Origin of the sequence: Actinacidiphila sp. bgisy160 (assembly GCF_965342435.1) — a bacterium.
Taxonomy (GTDB): Bacteria; Actinomycetota; Actinomycetes; order Streptomycetales; family Streptomycetaceae; genus Actinacidiphila.
The window spans coordinates 1-15,849 of record NZ_CBDRCM010000022.1 but is presented as its reverse complement, the minus strand read 5'-3'; the positions used below and the strand labels follow the sequence as shown (position 1 = coordinate 15,849).

The 15,849-nt window shown below is 72.6% G+C and carries 14 protein-coding genes; 8 read left to right on the top strand and 6 right to left on the bottom strand.

The window, feature by feature from the left end:
* The first annotated feature begins 450 nt into the window (after positions 1-450).
* The 4 genes from hutU to hutI are packed head-to-tail and all read left to right on the top strand — an operon-like array spanning position 451 to position 5,874.
* A complete protein-coding gene (gene hutU, locus ACRWNP_RS18795; RefSeq protein WP_431962754.1) occupies positions 451-2,145 on the top strand; it encodes a urocanate hydratase in 1,695 nt (564 codons plus the stop codon).
* The gene (locus ACRWNP_RS18790; RefSeq protein ID WP_431962752.1) at positions 2,142-3,350 is read left to right on the top strand and encodes an allantoate amidohydrolase; all 1,209 of its coding nucleotides are present in this window, start codon (positions 2,142-2,144) and stop codon (positions 3,348-3,350) included. Before hutU ends, ACRWNP_RS18790 begins: the two co-directional genes overlap by 4 nt.
* Complete coding sequence (locus ACRWNP_RS18785) at positions 3,347-4,705, top strand: formimidoylglutamate deiminase (RefSeq protein WP_431962900.1); 1,359 nt, start codon at positions 3,347-3,349, stop codon at positions 4,703-4,705. The genes ACRWNP_RS18790 and ACRWNP_RS18785 overlap by 4 nt, the downstream gene beginning before the upstream one ends.
* On the top strand, positions 4,702-5,874 hold the full coding sequence (hutI, locus tag ACRWNP_RS18780) for an imidazolonepropionase (RefSeq protein WP_431962750.1): 1,173 nt from the start codon (positions 4,702-4,704) through the stop codon (positions 5,872-5,874). The genes ACRWNP_RS18785 and hutI overlap by 4 nt, the downstream gene beginning before the upstream one ends.
* A 132-nt stretch (positions 5,875-6,006) precedes the next feature.
* Here the strand turns inward: hutI and ACRWNP_RS18775 are convergent, their stop codons facing one another.
* Positions 6,007-6,891, bottom strand: a complete 885-nt coding sequence (locus ACRWNP_RS18775) for an RNA polymerase sigma factor SigF (RefSeq protein WP_431962748.1) — start codon at positions 6,889-6,891, stop codon at positions 6,007-6,009.
* A gap of 200 nt (positions 6,892-7,091) precedes the next feature.
* Between ACRWNP_RS18775 and ACRWNP_RS18770 the strand changes: the two genes are divergently transcribed.
* Both ACRWNP_RS18770 and ACRWNP_RS18765 read left to right on the top strand, forming a co-directional pair.
* A complete protein-coding gene (locus ACRWNP_RS18770; protein ID WP_431962746.1) occupies positions 7,092-7,460 on the top strand; it encodes an STAS domain-containing protein in 369 nt (122 codons plus the stop codon).
* A 141-nt stretch (positions 7,461-7,601) separates the two neighbouring features.
* Positions 7,602-8,102 carry an ATP-binding protein gene (locus tag ACRWNP_RS18765; RefSeq protein ID WP_431962744.1) on the top strand — a complete coding sequence of 167 codons (501 nt, stop codon included), beginning with the start codon at positions 7,602-7,604 and terminating at the stop codon, positions 8,100-8,102.
* Positions 8,103-8,422: 320 nt separating this feature from the next.
* On the opposite strand, the gene ACRWNP_RS18760 is transcribed toward ACRWNP_RS18765, so the two are convergent.
* The 3 genes from ACRWNP_RS18760 to ACRWNP_RS18750 are packed head-to-tail and all read right to left on the bottom strand — an operon-like array spanning position 8,423 to position 11,316.
* Positions 8,423-9,613 (bottom strand): dipeptidase, encoded by a 1,191-nt coding sequence (locus tag ACRWNP_RS18760; protein ID WP_431962742.1) that lies wholly within the window; start codon positions 9,611-9,613, stop codon positions 8,423-8,425.
* Positions 9,614-9,616: 3 nt separating this feature from the next.
* Positions 9,617-10,117: a 5-(carboxyamino)imidazole ribonucleotide mutase gene (gene purE / locus ACRWNP_RS18755; RefSeq protein ID WP_431962898.1), complete on the bottom strand. Its 501-nt coding sequence runs from the start codon at positions 10,115-10,117 to the stop codon at positions 9,617-9,619.
* 32 nt (positions 10,118-10,149) lie between these two features.
* Positions 10,150-11,316, bottom strand: a complete 1,167-nt coding sequence (locus ACRWNP_RS18750) for a 5-(carboxyamino)imidazole ribonucleotide synthase (RefSeq protein WP_431962740.1) — start codon at positions 11,314-11,316, stop codon at positions 10,150-10,152.
* A gap of 106 nt (positions 11,317-11,422) precedes the next feature.
* On the opposite strand from ACRWNP_RS18750, the gene ACRWNP_RS18745 reads away from it, so the two are divergent.
* Positions 11,423-11,986 carry a GtrA family protein gene (locus tag ACRWNP_RS18745; RefSeq protein ID WP_431962738.1) on the top strand — a complete coding sequence of 188 codons (564 nt, stop codon included), beginning with the start codon at positions 11,423-11,425 and terminating at the stop codon, positions 11,984-11,986.
* Positions 11,987-11,992: 6 nt separating this feature from the next.
* Here ACRWNP_RS18745 and ACRWNP_RS18740 read toward each other — a convergent pair whose 3' ends face one another.
* A complete protein-coding gene (locus ACRWNP_RS18740; RefSeq protein WP_431962736.1) occupies positions 11,993-13,261 on the bottom strand; it encodes an ATP-binding protein in 1,269 nt (422 codons plus the stop codon).
* A gap of 47 nt (positions 13,262-13,308) precedes the next feature.
* Entirely contained in the window at positions 13,309-13,983 is a 675-nt protein-coding gene (locus ACRWNP_RS18735) for a response regulator transcription factor (RefSeq protein WP_018559726.1), read from the bottom strand.
* Between the two features lie 343 nt (positions 13,984-14,326).
* Here ACRWNP_RS18735 and ACRWNP_RS18730 point away from each other — a divergent pair, with 343 nt between their 5' ends.
* On the top strand, positions 14,327-15,832 hold the full coding sequence (locus ACRWNP_RS18730; protein WP_431962733.1) for a peptide MFS transporter: 1,506 nt from the start codon (positions 14,327-14,329) through the stop codon (positions 15,830-15,832).
* The last annotated feature ends 17 nt before the right edge of the window (positions 15,833-15,849 follow it).

The following is a 15,849-nucleotide window of genomic DNA, read 5'->3' as shown; positions in this document are numbered from 1 at the left end:
CGTCGACCCCGGGGTCCGGCCCCGGCGGGTCCGTTGCCGGCTCGTCCGAGGCGGTGACCCTGCCGTGTGCGACGTCCGCGCCGCAGGTGTCGGGGGCCGCCCGGGCCCGGTCCTGCGGTCCGCTCACGCCGTTCAGTGCGTTGCCCGCGGCGGGGCGGCCGTCCTCGTCGCGCTTCGCCCCCGTCGGTTCGCGACATCGGCCATCCGGGCCGGACCGTCGCGGGGTGGGGCTGTGCGAGGGGCCCGGCGGGCAGGCTGTCTCAGTGGCCGGTGTCCGAGGGGCGTCCCGCGGCGGACGCCGCGTGCGGGTTCGTGAGGGGCGGGTTCGCGGCGGGGCCGGGCGCAGTTCCGGTGATAGATGAGCCCAGGAGGCGCGGCGGCCCGGTTGACTAGTGGTATTCAGCAGACCAGGATGTGAATGACTCAATCCAGTCGCGAGGAGGCAGGGGCATGACCGGAACCGGTGCCGGACCGAGGACCGTACGCGCACCGCGCGGCAGCGCGCTCACCACGCAGGGCTGGCAGCAGGAAGCCGCGCTGCGCATGCTGCAGAACAACCTCGACCCCGAGGTCGCCGAGCACCCCGAGAAGCTCGTCGTCTACGGCGGCACCGGCAGGGCCGCCCGCGACTGGCGGTCCTTCGACGCCATGGTGCGCACCCTCCAGGGCCTCAAGCAGGACGAGACGATGCTCGTCCAGTCCGGCCGCCCGGTCGGCGTGATGCAGACCCACGAGTGGGCGCCGCGGGTGCTCATCGCCAACTCCAACCTCGTCGGCGACTGGGCCACCTGGGAGGAGTTCCGCCGTCTGGAGGCCCTCGGCCTGACCATGTACGGCCAGATGACGGCCGGTTCGTGGATCTACATCGGCACCCAGGGCATCCTGCAGGGCACCTACGAGACCTTCGCCGCCGTCGCCGCGAAGAAGTTCGGCGGCAGCCTGGCCGGCACCATCACCCTCACCGCCGGTCTCGGCGGCATGGGCGGCGCCCAGCCGCTCGCCGTCACCATGAACGGCGGCGTCGCCATCTGCGTCGACTGCGACCCGCGCGCCATCGAGCGCCGCATCGAGCACCGCTACCTGGACGTGCGCGCCGACTCCCTGGAGCACGCGCTCGCCCTCGCCACCGAGGCCCGCGACCAGCGCAAGCCGCTGAGCATCGGCGTCCTCGGCAACGCCGCCGAACTGGTCCCGCAGCTGCTCGCCATGGGCGCGCCCATCGACATCGTCACCGACCAGACCTCCGCCCACGACCCGCTGGCGTACCTGCCGATCGGCGTCGCCTTCGAGGACATGGCCTCCTACGCGGCCGAGAAGCCCGCCGACTTCACCCAGCGGGCCCGCGAGGCGATGGCCAAGCACGTCGAGGCGATGGTCGGCTTCATGGACGCCGGCGCCGAGGTCTTCGACTACGGCAACTCCATCCGCGGCGAGGCCCAGCTCGCGGGCTACGAGCGGGCGTTCGCCTTCCCGGGCTTCGTCCCGGCCTACATCCGCCCGCTGTTCTGCGAGGGCAAGGGCCCCTTCCGCTGGGCGGCGCTGTCCGGCGACCCGGCCGACATCGCCAAGACCGACAAGGCGATCCTGGAGCTCTTCCCGGAGAACGAGTCGCTGGCCCGCTGGATCCGCATGGCCGGCGAGCGCGTCCACTTCCAGGGCCTGCCCGCGCGCATCTGCTGGCTCGGCTACGGCGAGCGCGACAAGGCCGGCGAGCGCTTCAACGAGATGGTCGCCGACGGCACCCTGGCCGCGCCCGTCGTCATCGGCCGCGACCACCTCGACGCGGGCTCCGTCGCCTCCCCGTACCGCGAGACCGAGGCCATGCTCGACGGCTCCGACGCCATCGCCGACTGGCCGCTGCTCAACGCCATGGTCAACATCGCCTCCGGCGCCTCCTGGGTCTCCATCCACCACGGCGGCGGCGTCGGCATCGGCCGCTCCATCCACGCCGGCCAGGTCACCGTCGCCGACGGCACGAAGCTGGCGGGCGAGAAGATCCGCCGCGTGCTCACCAACGACCCCGGCATGGGCGTCATCCGGCACGTCGACGCGGGGTACGAGCGCGCCGAGGAGGTCGCCGCCGAGCGCGGTGTGCGCGTGCCCATGCGCGAGGACGCCGAGGGTGTCGAAGGCGGGGAGGCGTGACCTCCTCGTTCCACGAGATGTGGACGGAGTTGCGGCCGATCGGCCGCGACTCCGGCTCCGGCGGCTACCGCCGCTACGCCTGGACCGGCGCGGACACCGACTGCCGCGCCTGGTTCCGGGCGCAGGCCGAGGGCCGGGGCCTGAGCTACGAGCTGGACCGCAACGGCAACCAGTGGGCCTGGCTCGGCGACCCTGCCGCCGGGGACGCCGTCGTCACCGGTTCGCACCTGGACTCGGTGCCCGACGGCGGCGCCTTCGACGGGCCGCTGGGCGTCGTGTCGTCCTTCGCGGCGCTGGACGAGCTGCGGGCCCGCGGCGCCGCCCCCGGCAAGCCGCTGGCGATCGTCAACTTCGGCGACGAGGAGGGCGCCCGCTTCGGGCTCGCCTGCGTCGGCTCCCGGTTGACGGCGGGACAGCTCACCGCCGACAAGGCCCGCGCGTTGCGCGACGGCGACGGCGTCACCCTCGCGCAGGCCATGGAGCGCGCCGGCCACGACCCCGGGGCGATCGGCCCGGACCCCGAACGCCTCGCCCGTATCGGCGCCTTCGTCGAGCTCCACGTCGAGCAGGGCCGCCACCTGGCCGACACCCCGCACGCGGTCGGTGTCGCCTCCGCCATCTGGCCGCACGGCCGCTGGCGGTTCGACTTCCACGGCGAGGCCAACCACGCGGGCACCACCCGGCTGGAGGACCGCCGCGACCCGATGCTGACCTACGCCAACACGGTGCTCGCCGCCCGCAAGAAGGCCCGGCTCGCCGGGGCGCTGGCCACCTTCGGCAAGGTCGGCGTCGAGCCCAACGGCGTCAACGCCATCGCCTCCCTCGTCCGCGGCTGGCTGGACTCGCGCGCCGCCGACGAGGCCACCTTGGCCGAGGTGGTCGGCGAGATCGAGCGCGCCGCGGTCGAGCGGGGCGCGCGCGACGGCGTCCGGGTCGAGGTCACCCGGGAGTCCTTCACCCCGGTCGTGGAGTTCGCGCACGGCCTGCGCGACGAGCTCGTCACCCTGCTCGGGGAAGCGCCCGTGCTGCCGACCGGGGCGGGACACGACGCCGGCATCCTCTCCGAGGCGGTCCCGACCGCCATGCTGTTCGTGCGGAACCCCACCGGGGTCTCGCACTCCCCGGCCGAGTCGGCCACCGAGGACGACTGCGTGGCCGGGGTGACCGCACTCGCCGACGTACTGGAGGGCCTGGCGTGTCGCTGACGCCGCAGAGCTACTGGGCCGAGTACGCGTGGACCGGCGGCCGCGTCGAACGGGGCGTGGTCGTCGACACCACCCCCGACGGCCGGATCGCCGCCGTGCGCACCGGGGCCGCCGCGCCGCCCGTCGGGGCCGTGACGCTGCGCGGACTGACCCTGCCGGGCCTGGCCAACGCCCACAGCCACGCCTTCCACCGGGCCCTGCGCGGCTCCGTCCAGCAGGGCAGCGGCACCTTCTGGACCTGGCGCGAGGTGATGTACCGGGTCGCGGCCGCGCTCACCCCCGACACCTACTTCGACCTCGCCCGCGCCGCGTACGCCGAGATGGCGCTGGCCGGCATCACCTGTGTCGGCGAGTTCCACTACGTGCACCACCGGCCCGGCGGCGGCCCCTACGACGAGCCCAACGCCATGGGCGAGGCGCTGATCGCCGCCGCCGCCGAGGCGGGCATCCGCATCACCCTCCTCGACACCGTGTACCTCTCCTCCGGCTTCGGCGCCGCCCCCGAACCGCACCAGCTGCGCTTCAGCGACGGCGACGCCGAGGCCTGGGCCGAGCGCGCCGCCGCCCTCGCCGACCGCCCCCACGCGCGGATCGGCGCGGCCGTCCACTCGGTGCGCGCGGTGCCCGCCGCCCAGCTCGCCACCGTCGTGCGCTGGGGCGAGGACCGCCAGGCGCCGCTGCACGCCCACCTGTCGGAGCAGCCCGCCGAGAACGAGGCCTGCCTCGCGGCGCACGGCGTCACCCCCACCCGGCTCCTTGCCGACCACGGAGTGCTGGGCCCGCGTACCTCGGCCGTGCACGCCACGCACCTCACCGACGAGGACATCGCGCTGCTCGGGGGCTCCGGCACCACCGTGTGCATGTGCCCCACCACCGAACGGGACCTCGCCGACGGGATCGGTCCCGCCAAGCGGCTGCAGGAGGCGGGCAGCCCGCTCAGCCTCGGGAGCGACAGCCACGCGGTGATCGACCTGTTCGAGGAGGCGCGGGCCATGGAGCTGGACGAGCGGCTGCGCACCCGCACCCGCGGCCACTGGACCGCCACCCAGCTGCTGCGCGCCGCCACCGCCGACGGCCACGCATCGCTGGGCTGGGCCGACGCCGGGCGGCTGGAGGCGGGGGCGCTGGCCGACTTCACCACGATCGCGCTGGACAGCGCGCGCACCGCCGGACCCCCGGCCCGGCTCGGCGCCGAGACCGCCGTCTTCGCGGCCACCGGCGCCGACGTCCGCCACACGGTGGTCGGCGGCCGCCACGTGGTCCGCGACGGCGCGCACCAGCTCGTCCACGACGTGGGCGCTTCCCTGGCCGCCGCGATCTCCGCCGTCCCCGCCGCCGAAGGAAGCCCGTCATGAGCAGCAGCGTCATCACCAACATCGGCAGCCTGGTCACCAACGACCCGGCGCTCGGGGAGGGCCCGCTCGGGCTGCTGGAGGACGCGGCGCTCGTCATCGACGGCGAGCACGTGGCCTGGGTGGGCCCCGGCGCGGGGGCGCCCGCCGCGGACGAGTCCTACGACGCGGCCGGACGGGCCGTCCTCCCCGGCTTCGTCGACTCCCACTCGCACCTGGTGTTCGCCGGCGACCGCACCCGCGAGTTCAACGCCCGCATGTCGGGCCGGGCCTATACGGCGGGCGGCATCCGCACCACCGTCGCCGCCACCCGCGCGGCGAGCGACGAGGAGCTGCACGCCAACGTCGCCCGCTACGTCGCCGAGGCCCTGCGCCAGGGCACCACGACCATCGAGACCAAGTCCGGCTACGGCCTCACCCCGCACGACGAGGCCCGCGCGCTGCGCATCGCCGGCGCCCACGCCGACGAGGTCACCTTCCTCGGCGCGCACATCGTGGCCCCCGAGTACGCCGACGACCCGGCCGGCTACGTCGACCTGGTGACCGGCCCCATGCTCGACGCCTGCGTCCCGTACGCCCGCTGGGTCGACGTCTTCTGCGAGCGCGGCGCCTTCGACGGCGACCAGGCCCGTGCCGTCCTCACCGCCGGCGCCGCCCGCGGCCTGGTCCCGCGCGTGCACGCCAACCAGCTCGGCCACGGCCCGGGCGTGCAGCTGGCCGTGGAGCTGGACGCGGCCTCCGCCGACCACTGCACCCACCTCACCGACGCCGACGTCGACGCGCTCGCGAACAGCCGAACGGTCGCGACGCTGCTGCCCGGCGCCGAGTTCTCCACCCGCGCGGTCTACCCCGACGCGCGGCGGCTGATCGACGCGGGCGCCACGGTCGCGCTGTCCACGGACTGCAACCCCGGCTCCTCCTTCACCAGCTCCATGCCCTTTTGCGTGGCCGTCGCCGTGCGGGACATGCGGATGACACCGGACGAGGCGGTGCGGGCCGCGACCCTGGGCGGGGCGCTGGCACTGCGCCGGGACGACGTGGGGCGGCTCGCGCCCGGCGCGCGGGCCGACGCGGTGGTGCTGGACGCCCCCTCGCACGTCCATCTCGCCTACCGGCCCGGAGTGCCGCTGGTGTCCGCAGTGTGGCGGCGCGGGGTGCGCGCGTCGATCTGACCCCCGCCAGATGCGGGCGGTACGGCCGCCGCGCTGTGGCCGGCGGCTCACCGGCCCGTCCTGAGAACGCGGTGGGCCCGGTGAGGGAACTCTCACCGGGCCCACCGTGTCGTACAGGGGAAGGGGAGCGGGTCAGTCCTCCACGAGCAGCCCCCGCCGCAGCCGCGCGAGGGTGCGGCTGAGCAGCCGCGACACGTGCATCTGGGAGATGCCCAGCTCGTTGCCGATCTCGGACTGTGTCATGTTGCCCACGAAGCGCAACGAGAGGATCTGCCGGTCGCGGGCCGGCAGCTCCGCGATCAGCGGCTTGAGGGACTCCATGTACTCGATCCCCTCCAGACCGTGGTCCTCGTAGCCGATGCGGTCGGCCAGCGCGCCCTCGGAGTCGTCCTCCTCGGGCTGGGCGTCCAGCGAGCTCGCGGTGTACGCGTTGCTGGCGCTCATGCCCTCGACGACCTCGGCCTCGGTGATCTGCAGCCGGCCGGCCAGCTCGGCGACGGTCGGCGCGCGGTCCAGCTGCTGAGCGAGCTCGTCACCGGCCTTGGCCAGGTCCAGCCGCAGTTCCTGCAGCCGCCGGGGGACCCGCACGGACCAGGAGGTGTCACGGAAGAAGCGCTTGATCTCGCCGATGATGGTCGGCATCGCGAACGTGGGGAACTCGACCCCGCGGCTCAGCTCGAAGCGGTCGATGGCCTTGATCAGGCCGATCGTGCCCACCTGGATGATGTCCTCGACGGGCTCGCTGCGGGAGCGGAACCGGGAGGCGGCGAACTTCACCAGGGCGAGGTTGAGCTCCACCAGGGTGTTGCGTACGTAGCTGTACTCGTGCGTGCCCTCCTCCAGCGTCTCCAGCCGCTGGAAGAGCGTCTTGGACAGGGCCCGTGCGTCGACCGGACCCACCTCGTCGAAGGGCGGGATCTCCGGGAGGTCCTCCAGGCCCAACGGTGTTCCGTGTTCCTCGTGGACGCTGGCCTCGGTGGTCACCGACGCGTCAAGCGCGTCGAGCCGGGGTGCCATGCTCTCCTCCCTCGGGGTGCGGCGGCAGGGCAAAGCGGAGCGTGAAATTCAGCCCACACTCCACGCCTACCCCGTTCGGCGCGGATATTGCAACCTCGCGGTCATCGATCTCCGGACCGCCGTGGGAGCGACTACCGCCCTGATCAGGAAGCGCGTAGGGTGCGAGTTGCGGATCGCCGATTCGTCCGGGAGGAGTGTGCATGGACCGCGAGATGGTCGACACGGCCGGGCGTGACCGGCTGCACGTCTCTGTGCAGCGGAACGGCGAGAAGGCGGTCGTGGCACCCGCGGGTGAGCTCGACCACCACACCGCCGACCTGCTGCGCGAGCCGCTCGACAAGCTGATCGAGGACGGCTACGGCATCCTCGTGGTGGACTGCACGCATCTGGAGTTCTGCGACTCCACCGGGCTCAACGTCCTGCTCGGCACCCGGCTCAAGGCCGAGGCCGCGGGCGGCGCGGTCCATCTGGCCGGAATGAGGCCAGCCGTGGCCAAGGTCTTCGCCATCACCGGAGCCGAGGCCGTTTTCACCGTCCACGACACCCTGGACGACGCACTCAAGGAGTGACCCTCCGCGGCGGCTCCCCACGGGGGCGCCGAGGCGTGCCCTGTTTCGTCCGCATCCGGAGGTGTTCGCCGGAGCGGCCCGGGCAGGAGAGCCTCGGGATCACTTCGGACACTGGCGGACCATCGGTGAGTGGAGGCGCTGATGAGCACCACCCGGCCCCCTGCGGCCGACGACCGCGGCCCGGACCCGGGCGGTGCGGCCGTGCCGTCGCGCGGTCAGGGCGGCCAGGAAGGCGAGGCACGGCGGCTGTCGCTCGCCGACGTGGCCGGCGTGGTGCCCACCGCCCGTGACTTCACCCGCCAGGCGCTCTACGACTGGGGCTGGCTGCCCGCCGCGACCGCGGACCGCCGCGCGGCGGCCGAGGACGTCCTGCTGGTGGTGTCGGAGCTGGTCACCAACGCCTGCCTGCACGCGGGCGGTCCCGAGGAGCTGCGGCTGTTCCGGAACGCGAAGGCGCTGCGCCTGGAGGTCGTCGACGGCGGCGTCGGCAGCCCGGCCCCGCGGAACCCGCACCGCGCCGGACGGCCGGGCGGGCACGGGATGTTCATAGTGCAGCGGCTCTGCCTGGACTGGGGGGTCGTACGCCACGCCGGCGGCGGGCCGGGCAAGACGGTCTGGGCCGAGGTCGCCGCCCCCGCCTGAGCCGGCTGATGGCCCGTCAGTGACTTCCGGGGAAGGGGACGTCCGGCATCGCCCCCAAGCGCAAGGCGGCGGCCGTTCCCAGTGGAGAACGGACTTCCGTCTCGACCACCGCACCCCGGACTCCCGGCGCCTGAACGCGGCGGCGCGCGGGGACATCGACGACGCCCCCTGCCCGCCCCTGACCCCGGCCGAGCGCGGTGAACCGCTGAGCCACCGCTGCGTCCTGCGCGAGCCGGCCGCCGCGGCCGGGCCCGCCCGGGCACCAGGGTCCGCCGGCGGCTTCCCGCGTCCGACGAGCGGCGGGCCGGCGGTCCCGGCTCCTAGGCCTTGCCGTCCAGGTCCTCGATCGAGGCGGTGGAGGGGCCGCGCTTGCCCGCGAGCCCCGCCGCCACCGACCCGGCGTCGCGCAGCACCCGGACGGCGTTGCGCCACGCCAGTTTGGCGAGGTCGTCGTCGGACCAGCCGCGGCGCAGGAGTTCGGCGAACAGCCGCGGGTAGCCGGAGACGTCGCCGAGGCCCTCGGGGAGGTGGGCGACGCCGTCGTAGTCGCCGCCGAGACCGAGGTGGTCGACGCCGGCGACCTCACGCATGTGGTCGAGGTGGTCGGCGACCGTGCCGATGCCGGCGAGCGGCCGGGGGTGCTCGGCCGCGTAGGCCTCCTGGACGGCCCGGGCCTTCGGGGACTGGTCGAGCGGGTGCAGGCCGTTCGCCTTCATGTTCTCGTTCGCGCCGACGATCCACTCGGCGGCCGCCGGCAGGATGAACTGCGGCACGAAGGTGGCCATCGCGACGCCCCCGTTGCGGGGCAGCTGCTCCAGGACGTCGTCGGGGATGTTGCGGACGTGGTCGCAGACGGCACGCGAGGAGGAGTGCGAGAAGAGTACGGGGGCCTCGCTGACCCGCAAGGCCGCGCGCATGGTGTCGGGCGCGACATGGGAGAGGTCGACGAGCATGCCGAGCCGGTTCATCTCCCGCACGACCTCCTCGCCGAAGGCGGTCAGGCCGCCGTGCCGCGCCTCGTCCGTGGCCGAGTCCGCCCAGTCGATGGTGTCGTTGTGGGTGAGCGTCATGTAGCGCACGCCCAGCGTGTACAGCATCCGCAGCACACCCAGGGAGTTGGCGATGCTGTGGCCGCCCTCGGCGCCCATGAGGGAGGCGATGCGGCCCTCGGCGCGGGCGGCCTCCATGTCGTCCGCCGTCACCGCGAGCCGCAGGGCCGCCGGGTGACGTTCGGTCAGCCTGAGTACGCAGTCGATCTGCTCCAGGACGGCGACGACCGCGTCTCCACCGGTGAGGTCGGTGCGGACGTACACCGACCAGAACTGCGCCCCGACGCCGCCCGCCCGCAGCCGGGGGATGTCGGTGTGCAGGTGGGCGGACTGGTCGGTGGCGATGTCACGCCGCTCGAGGTCGTAGCGGACCTGCTCGCGCAGCCGCCAGGGGAGGTCGTTATGGCCGTCCACCACAGGGTGGGCGGTGAGCAGCTCCTGTGCGCGTGCGAGCAGGTCCATGGATTACTTCCCTCCGAAACCGAAGCCGGCCGACCCCTCCACCTTGGCACGCAGGCGCTTACCCTTCTCGGTGGCCTGCTGGTTCAGCTCGTCCTGGAAGTGCCGCATGCGCTCGAGCAGTTCGGTGTCGTGGGCGGCGAGCATGCGCACCGTCAGCAGGCCCGCGTTGCGCGCGCCGGCCACCGAGACGGTGGCGACCGGGACTCCGGCGGGCATCTGCACGATGGACAGCAGCGAGTCCATGCCGTCCAGGTACTTCAGCGGCACGGGTACCCCGATCACCGGCAGCGGCGTCACCGACGCCAGCATCCCGGGCAGGTGCGCGGCCCCGCCGGCGCCGGCGATGATCGCCTTGAGGCCGCGTTCGGCGGCCCGCTCGCCGTACGCGACCATCTCGCGCGGCATGCGGTGCGCGGAGACGACGTCGACCTCGTACGGCACCTCGAACTCGTCCAGCGCCTGGGCGGCGGCCTCCATGACCGGCCAGTCGGAGTCGGAACCCATCACGATGCCGACCAGCGGCCCAGCGGGATTGCTCACTCTTGGATCGTCCCTCGCAGGTAGTCGGCGGCGTGCCGGGCGCGTTCGCGCACCTCGGGCAGGTCGTCGCCGAAGGTGTTGACATGGCCCACCTTGCGGCCGGGCTTCACGTCCTTGCCGTACATGTGGATCTTCAGCTGCGGGTCCCGGGCCATGCAGTGCAGGTACGCCGCGTACATGTCGGGGTAGTCGCCGCCGAGCACGTTGGCCATCACGGTCCACGGCTGGCGCGGGCGCGGATCGCCCAGCGGCAGGTCCAGGACCGCGCGCAGGTGGTTGGCGAACTGCGAGGTTATGGCGCCGTCCTGGGTCCAGTGACCGCTGTTGTGCGGGCGCATGGCCAGCTCGTTGACGAGGATCCGGCCGTCCCGGGTCTCGAAGAGCTCCACCGCGAGGTGACCCACCACGCCCAGCTCCTTGGCGATGGTCAGCGCGAGCCGCTGGGCCTGCGTCGACAGAGCCTCCGGCAGGTCCGGCGCCGGCGCGATCACCGTGTCGCACACGCCGTCGACCTGGATGGACTCCACCACCGGGTAGGCGACCGCCTGCCCGTGCGGGGAGCGCACGACGTTGGCCGCCAGCTCCCGCACGAAGTCGACCTTCTCCTCGGCCAGCACCGGCACGCCCGCGCGGAACGGCTCGGCGGCGCCGGCCTCGTCGCGCACGACCCACACGCCCTTGCCGTCGTAACCACCGCGCACCGTCTTCAGCACGACGGGGAACCCTCCCCCGGAGTCTTGCCCGGGAGGTGTCCCCACCTCCTCGGCGAAGCGCGTCACGTCGGCCGGGTCGGAGACGATGCGGTGCCGCGGGCAGGGCACGCCGATGGAGTCGAGCTTCGCCCGCATGACGCCCTTGTCCTGGGCGTGCACCAGCGCGTCGGGCCCGGGGCGGACGGCGATGCCGTCGGCCTCCAGCGCCCGTAGGTGCTCGGTGGGGACGTGCTCGTGGTCGAAGGTGATGACGTCGCAGCCGGCGGCGAACGCCCGCAGCGTGTCGAGGTCGCGGTAGTCGCCCACCACGACCTGCCCGGCGACCAAGGCCGCGGAGTCCACGGGCGTGTCGCTGAGGAGCTTGAATCTGATGCCGAGGGGAATACCCGCCTCGTGGGTCATACGGGCGAGCTGGCCGCCGCCGATCATGCCGACTACCGGGAATGTCACAGTCACCAGGATATCGGGGCGCGAATGACGCACCGACCGCCGTCCCGCGGGACCCCCGGATAGCATGAAGGTCACTGACCAGTCACAGACGGGGCCGAACGATCACATGGACGGTGCGACCGGGTCCACCACCCGGGCAGGGCTGCGGAACCGGCTGACGGTGATGACCCGCGAGATCGCCAAGTTCGGCGCGGTCGGCGGGGCGGGGGTCCTGGTCAACATCGGGGCGTTCAATCTCGTCCGGCACGTCACCGACCTCCAGGTCGTGCGGGCCGGCATCATCGCGACCGTCGTGGCGATCGCCTTCAACTACGTGGGCTTCCGCTACTTCACCTACCGTGAACGCGACAAGACGGGCCGTACCCGCGAGCTGACGCTGTTCCTGGTGTTCAGCGCGGTGGGCCTGGTGATCGAGAACGGGGTGCTCTACACGGCGACCTACGCCTTCGGCTGGGACAGCCCGCTGCAGAGCAACGTCTTCAAGTTCATCGGCATCGGCGTGGCGACCCTGTTCCGCTTCTGGTCCTACCGCAGCTGGGTGTTCAAGGCGCTGCCCGTCCGCGAGGCCGTGCAGCAAGCAGAATCGATCCTGGTCGCGAAGGGGAACGAGACCTCCGGCGCCCCCCGGACCGGCACCCGCGGCGCCCGGTCCTCCGCGCGGCTGCGCTGACGCCTCTCAGCGCTTGACGGCGCCCTTCCCGCGGACGGCCTGGTCCTCCCGTGCCAGGAAGAGCGCGAAGACCGGAGGACGCTGCTGCAGTAGCTCCAGCCGGCCGCCGTCGGCCTCGGCCAGGTCGCGGGCCACCGCGAGGCCGATACCGGTGGAGTTGCGGCCGCTGACCGTGCGCTCGAAGACCCGCGCCCCCAGCTCCGGCGGCACGCCCTGGCCCTCGTCCGTGACCTCGACCACGACCTGCGTACCGGTGACCCGGGTGGAGATCGCGACCGTGCCGGAGCCGTGCATCAGCCCGTTCTCGATCAGCGTCGCCAGCACCTGGGCCACCGCTCCGGGGGTGCCGACCGCCCGCAGCCGCTTCATACCCGCGGAGGAGATGGCCCGGCCCGCGCTGCGGTACGCCGGGCGCCACTCCTCCACCTGCTGCTTGATCACGTCGTCGATGTCGAAGACGACCGCGGAGCCGGTCCGCGGGTCCCGCGCGTTGGTGAGCAGCCGCTGCACGACGTCCGTGAGCCGTTCCACCTGACCGAGTGCGATGGTCGCCTCCTCCTTGACGGCCTCCTCGTCCTCGGCGGTGGCGATGATCTCCTCCAGCCGCATCGACAGCGCCGTCAGCGGCGTCCGCAGCTGGTGCGAGGCGTCCGCCGCCAGCCGCCGCTCGGCGGTCAGCATCCGGGCGATCCGTTCGGCGCTGCGGTCCAGCACGTCGGCGACCCGGTCCAGCTCCGGCACCCCGTAGCGCCGGTGGCGCGGCCTGGGGTCACCGGAGCCCAGGCGCTCCGCGGTCTCCGCGAGGTCGGTCAGCGGGCTGCCGAGCCGGCGTGCCTGGCGCACCGCGAGGACCACGGCGGCCAGCACCGCCAGCAGCGCCACCGCCAGGATGATCAGCAGGGTGCGGCCGATCTCCCGGCTGACCTTGCTGCGGGACTCCTCGACGGTGACGGTCTCGCCCTGCTCGCCGGTCTGCCGGGAGGAGATCACCTGGCCCGTGGGCTTGGTGCCGATGGCGATCGGTTCCGCCCCCGGGATCTGCACCAGCGCGTACCGCCCGGGGGCGATCTGCTGGGCCAGCACCTCGCGGCTGATCCGCTCCTCGCCGATCATCCTGCTCTCGACGATGCCGACCAGCCGCACCGCCTCGGAGTCCACGCTCTCCTTGGCGCTGCTCTCGATCGTCCGCGCCTCCACCAGGACGAGGGAGACACCGAAGACGGCGATCACGACGAGCACCACGGCGAGCGTGGACTGGATGAGACGGCGGCGCATGAGTGAAGCGTCTCAGACCACGAGCGCCCCTGGCGTGCCGGTTCTTCCTAGTTCTTCTCGAACCGGAAGCCGACTCCACGCACCGTGGAGATGTACCTCGGCGCCGCCGCGTCGTCGCCGAGCTTCTTGCGCAGCCACGAGATGTGCATGTCCAAGGTCTTGGTGGAGGACCACCAGGTGGTGTCCCAGACCTCGCGCATCAGCTGCTCCCGGGTGACCACCCGGCCCGCGTCGCGCACCAGCACGCGCAGGAGGTCGAATTCCTTCGCGGTGAGCTGCAGTTCCTCGTCGCCCATCCACGCGCGGTGCGACTCGACGTCGATCCGCACGCCCTGGGTGGAGGGATGCTGGGCCTCGGCGGTGCCGCGCCGCAGCAGTGCCCGCACCCGGGCCAGCAGCTCGGCCAGCCGGAAGGGCTTGGTCACGTAGTCGTCGGCGCCGGCGTCCAGGCCGACCACCGTGTCCACTTCGTCGGCGCGGGCGGTGAGCACCAGCACCGGGAAGCCATGGCCCTCGGTGCGCAGCCTTCTGCACACCTCGAGCCCGTCCATTCCGGGCAGCCCCAGGTCGAGCACCAGAAGGTCGAAGGAGCCGAGCAGGGCGGCTTCGAGCGCCGCGGGTCCGTCCTCGCGCACCTCGACCTCGTACCCTTCGCGGCGCAGCGCGCGTGCGAGCGGTTCCGAGATGGATGCGTCGTCCTCGGCGAGCAGTACGCGGGTCATGGGCTGATGGTAGTCCGCCCGGGGAAACCGCACGCCGGGCGGGCCGCGACCGTTGTGAGGTACCTCTCAAGTCGGCCCATATAGCACATCTCGTGCTGCCATAAGGTAACCAAAAGCCCGAATCGGTCCAGGGGACCTTTGGCGCGCGCCACGCGTCGAAGGGCCCTTCTGTGACGGGGCTGGTCCCCACCAGCATTTCAGTCAACGACCTGTGGACCGGGACCGCGCCTGTGAAGGCGTCGGTCGTGGATCCCGGTGCGCCCTCGCGCGCCCCGGTGCCGGTCACCCCCCACCCGGGCGCGCACCGCTCTCGCAGCGCGTCCCGAGCAGCAAGGAAAAGTCCATGGCGTCCAGCCTGACGAAGGGCGCCGCTCCGCAGGACACCCCTGCACACGGCGGCAAGACCTTCCTCGGCCACCCCCGCGGCCTGGCCACTCTTTTCATGACCGAGACGTGGGAGCGTTTCAGCTACTACGGCATGAGGGCCTTGCTCGTCCTCTACCTGACGGCCTCGGTCGCGGACGGCGGCCTCGGCATGAAGGCCGCCACCGCCGGCGCCATCTACAGCGTCTACACCGCCACGGTGTACCTGCTGGCGATGCCGGGCGGCTGGTTCGCCGACCGCCTGTGGGGCCCGCGCCGTACGGTCGCCATCGGCGGCACGATCATCATGATCGGCCACTTCCTGCTGGCCGTGCCGGTGAAGGCGTCGTTCTTCGTCGGCCTGGTCTTCATCGCCGTGGGCTCCGGCCTGCTGAAGTCGAACATCTCCACGATGGTCGGCCAGCTCTACCCGGACCGCAACGACCCGCGCCGGGACGGCGGCTTCACGATCTTCTACATCGGCATCAACCTCGGTGCCTTCCTCGCGCCGCTCGCCATCGGCACCGTCGGCCAGCAGGTCGACTGGCACCTTGGCTTCGCCATGGCCGGTGTCGGCATGGGGCTCGGCCTGGCCCAGTTCCTCATCGGCACCAAGCACCTCGCACCGGTCTCCAGCATGGTTCCCACGCCGCTCGATGCCGCCGAGCGCGCCGGCCTGATGAAGAGGGCGCTGATCTGGCTGGCCGTCGCGGTGGTCTTCTACGGCGTGGTCACCTTCACCGGCCACTTCACGATCAACTGGGTGCTCTGGCCGCTCTCCCTGCTGGGCCTGGCGCTGCCGGCGTACTACTTCACCCGCATCCGCCGGGACCAGGAGCTCACCTCGGACGAGAAGTCCAAGGTCAGCGGCTACATCTGGTTCTTCGTCGTGGCCGCCGTCTTCTGGATGATCTACGACCAGTCCGGTTCGACCCTGACGGTCTTCGCCTCCGAGCACACCGCGTCCACCCTGTGGGGCTTCAACTTCCCCGAGAGCTGGTTCCAGTCGCTGAACCCGCTCTTCGTGATGGCGCTCGCCCCGGTCTTCGCCGCCCTGTGGATGACGCTGGGCCGCAGGAACCCCAGCACGACCGTGAAGTTCGCCCTCGGCGTCGCCGGCATCGGCGTCTCCTTCGTGGTGATGATGCTCGCCCAGGCCGCCGCCTCCGGCGACGTCAAGGTCACTCCGCTGTGGCTGGCCGTGGTCTACCTGATCCAGACCGCCGCCGAGCTGTGCCTGTCCCCGGTGGGTCTGTCGGTCACCACCAAGCTGGCCCCGGTCAAGTACGCCAGCCAGATGATGGGCCTGTGGTTCCTCGCCGTCACGGCGGGCGACTGTGTGGCCGCCATCCTGCAGCTGGTCATCGGCGACGCCTTCCTGTCGGAGACCTCCTTCGCGGTCCAGGGCTTCGTGGCGCTCGCCGCGGGCGCGGCCTTCGTGCTGTACCGCAAGCGCGTCATCCGGCTCATGGGCGACGTCCACTGACGTCTGCCGACGGCTAC

Bases quoted from the DNA above. Each gene is read 5' to 3' on its own strand.
- hutU (WP_431962754.1), top strand. From the start codon at position 451: ATGACCGGAACCGGTGCCGGACCGAGGACCGTACGCGCACCGCGCGGC.
- hutI (WP_431962750.1), top strand. From the start codon at position 4,702: ATGAGCAGCAGCGTCATCACCAACATCGGCAGCCTGGTCACCAACGAC.
- ACRWNP_RS18775 (WP_431962748.1), bottom strand. From the start codon at position 6,891: ATGGCACCCCGGCTCGACGCGCTTGACGCGTCGGTGACCACCGAGGCC.
- ACRWNP_RS18770 (WP_431962746.1), top strand. From the start codon at position 7,092: ATGGACCGCGAGATGGTCGACACGGCCGGGCGTGACCGGCTGCACGTC.
- ACRWNP_RS18765 (WP_431962744.1), top strand. From the start codon at position 7,602: ATGAGCACCACCCGGCCCCCTGCGGCCGACGACCGCGGCCCGGACCCG.
- ACRWNP_RS18760 (WP_431962742.1), bottom strand. From the start codon at position 9,613: ATGGACCTGCTCGCACGCGCACAGGAGCTGCTCACCGCCCACCCTGTG.
- purE (WP_431962898.1), bottom strand. From the start codon at position 10,117: ATGGGTTCCGACTCCGACTGGCCGGTCATGGAGGCCGCCGCCCAGGCG.
- ACRWNP_RS18745 (WP_431962738.1), top strand. From the start codon at position 11,423: ATGGACGGTGCGACCGGGTCCACCACCCGGGCAGGGCTGCGGAACCGG.
- ACRWNP_RS18740 (WP_431962736.1), bottom strand. From the start codon at position 13,261: ATGCGCCGCCGTCTCATCCAGTCCACGCTCGCCGTGGTGCTCGTCGTG.
- ACRWNP_RS18735 (WP_018559726.1), bottom strand. From the start codon at position 13,983: ATGACCCGCGTACTGCTCGCCGAGGACGACGCATCCATCTCGGAACCG.
- ACRWNP_RS18730 (WP_431962733.1), top strand. From the start codon at position 14,327: ATGGCGTCCAGCCTGACGAAGGGCGCCGCTCCGCAGGACACCCCTGCA.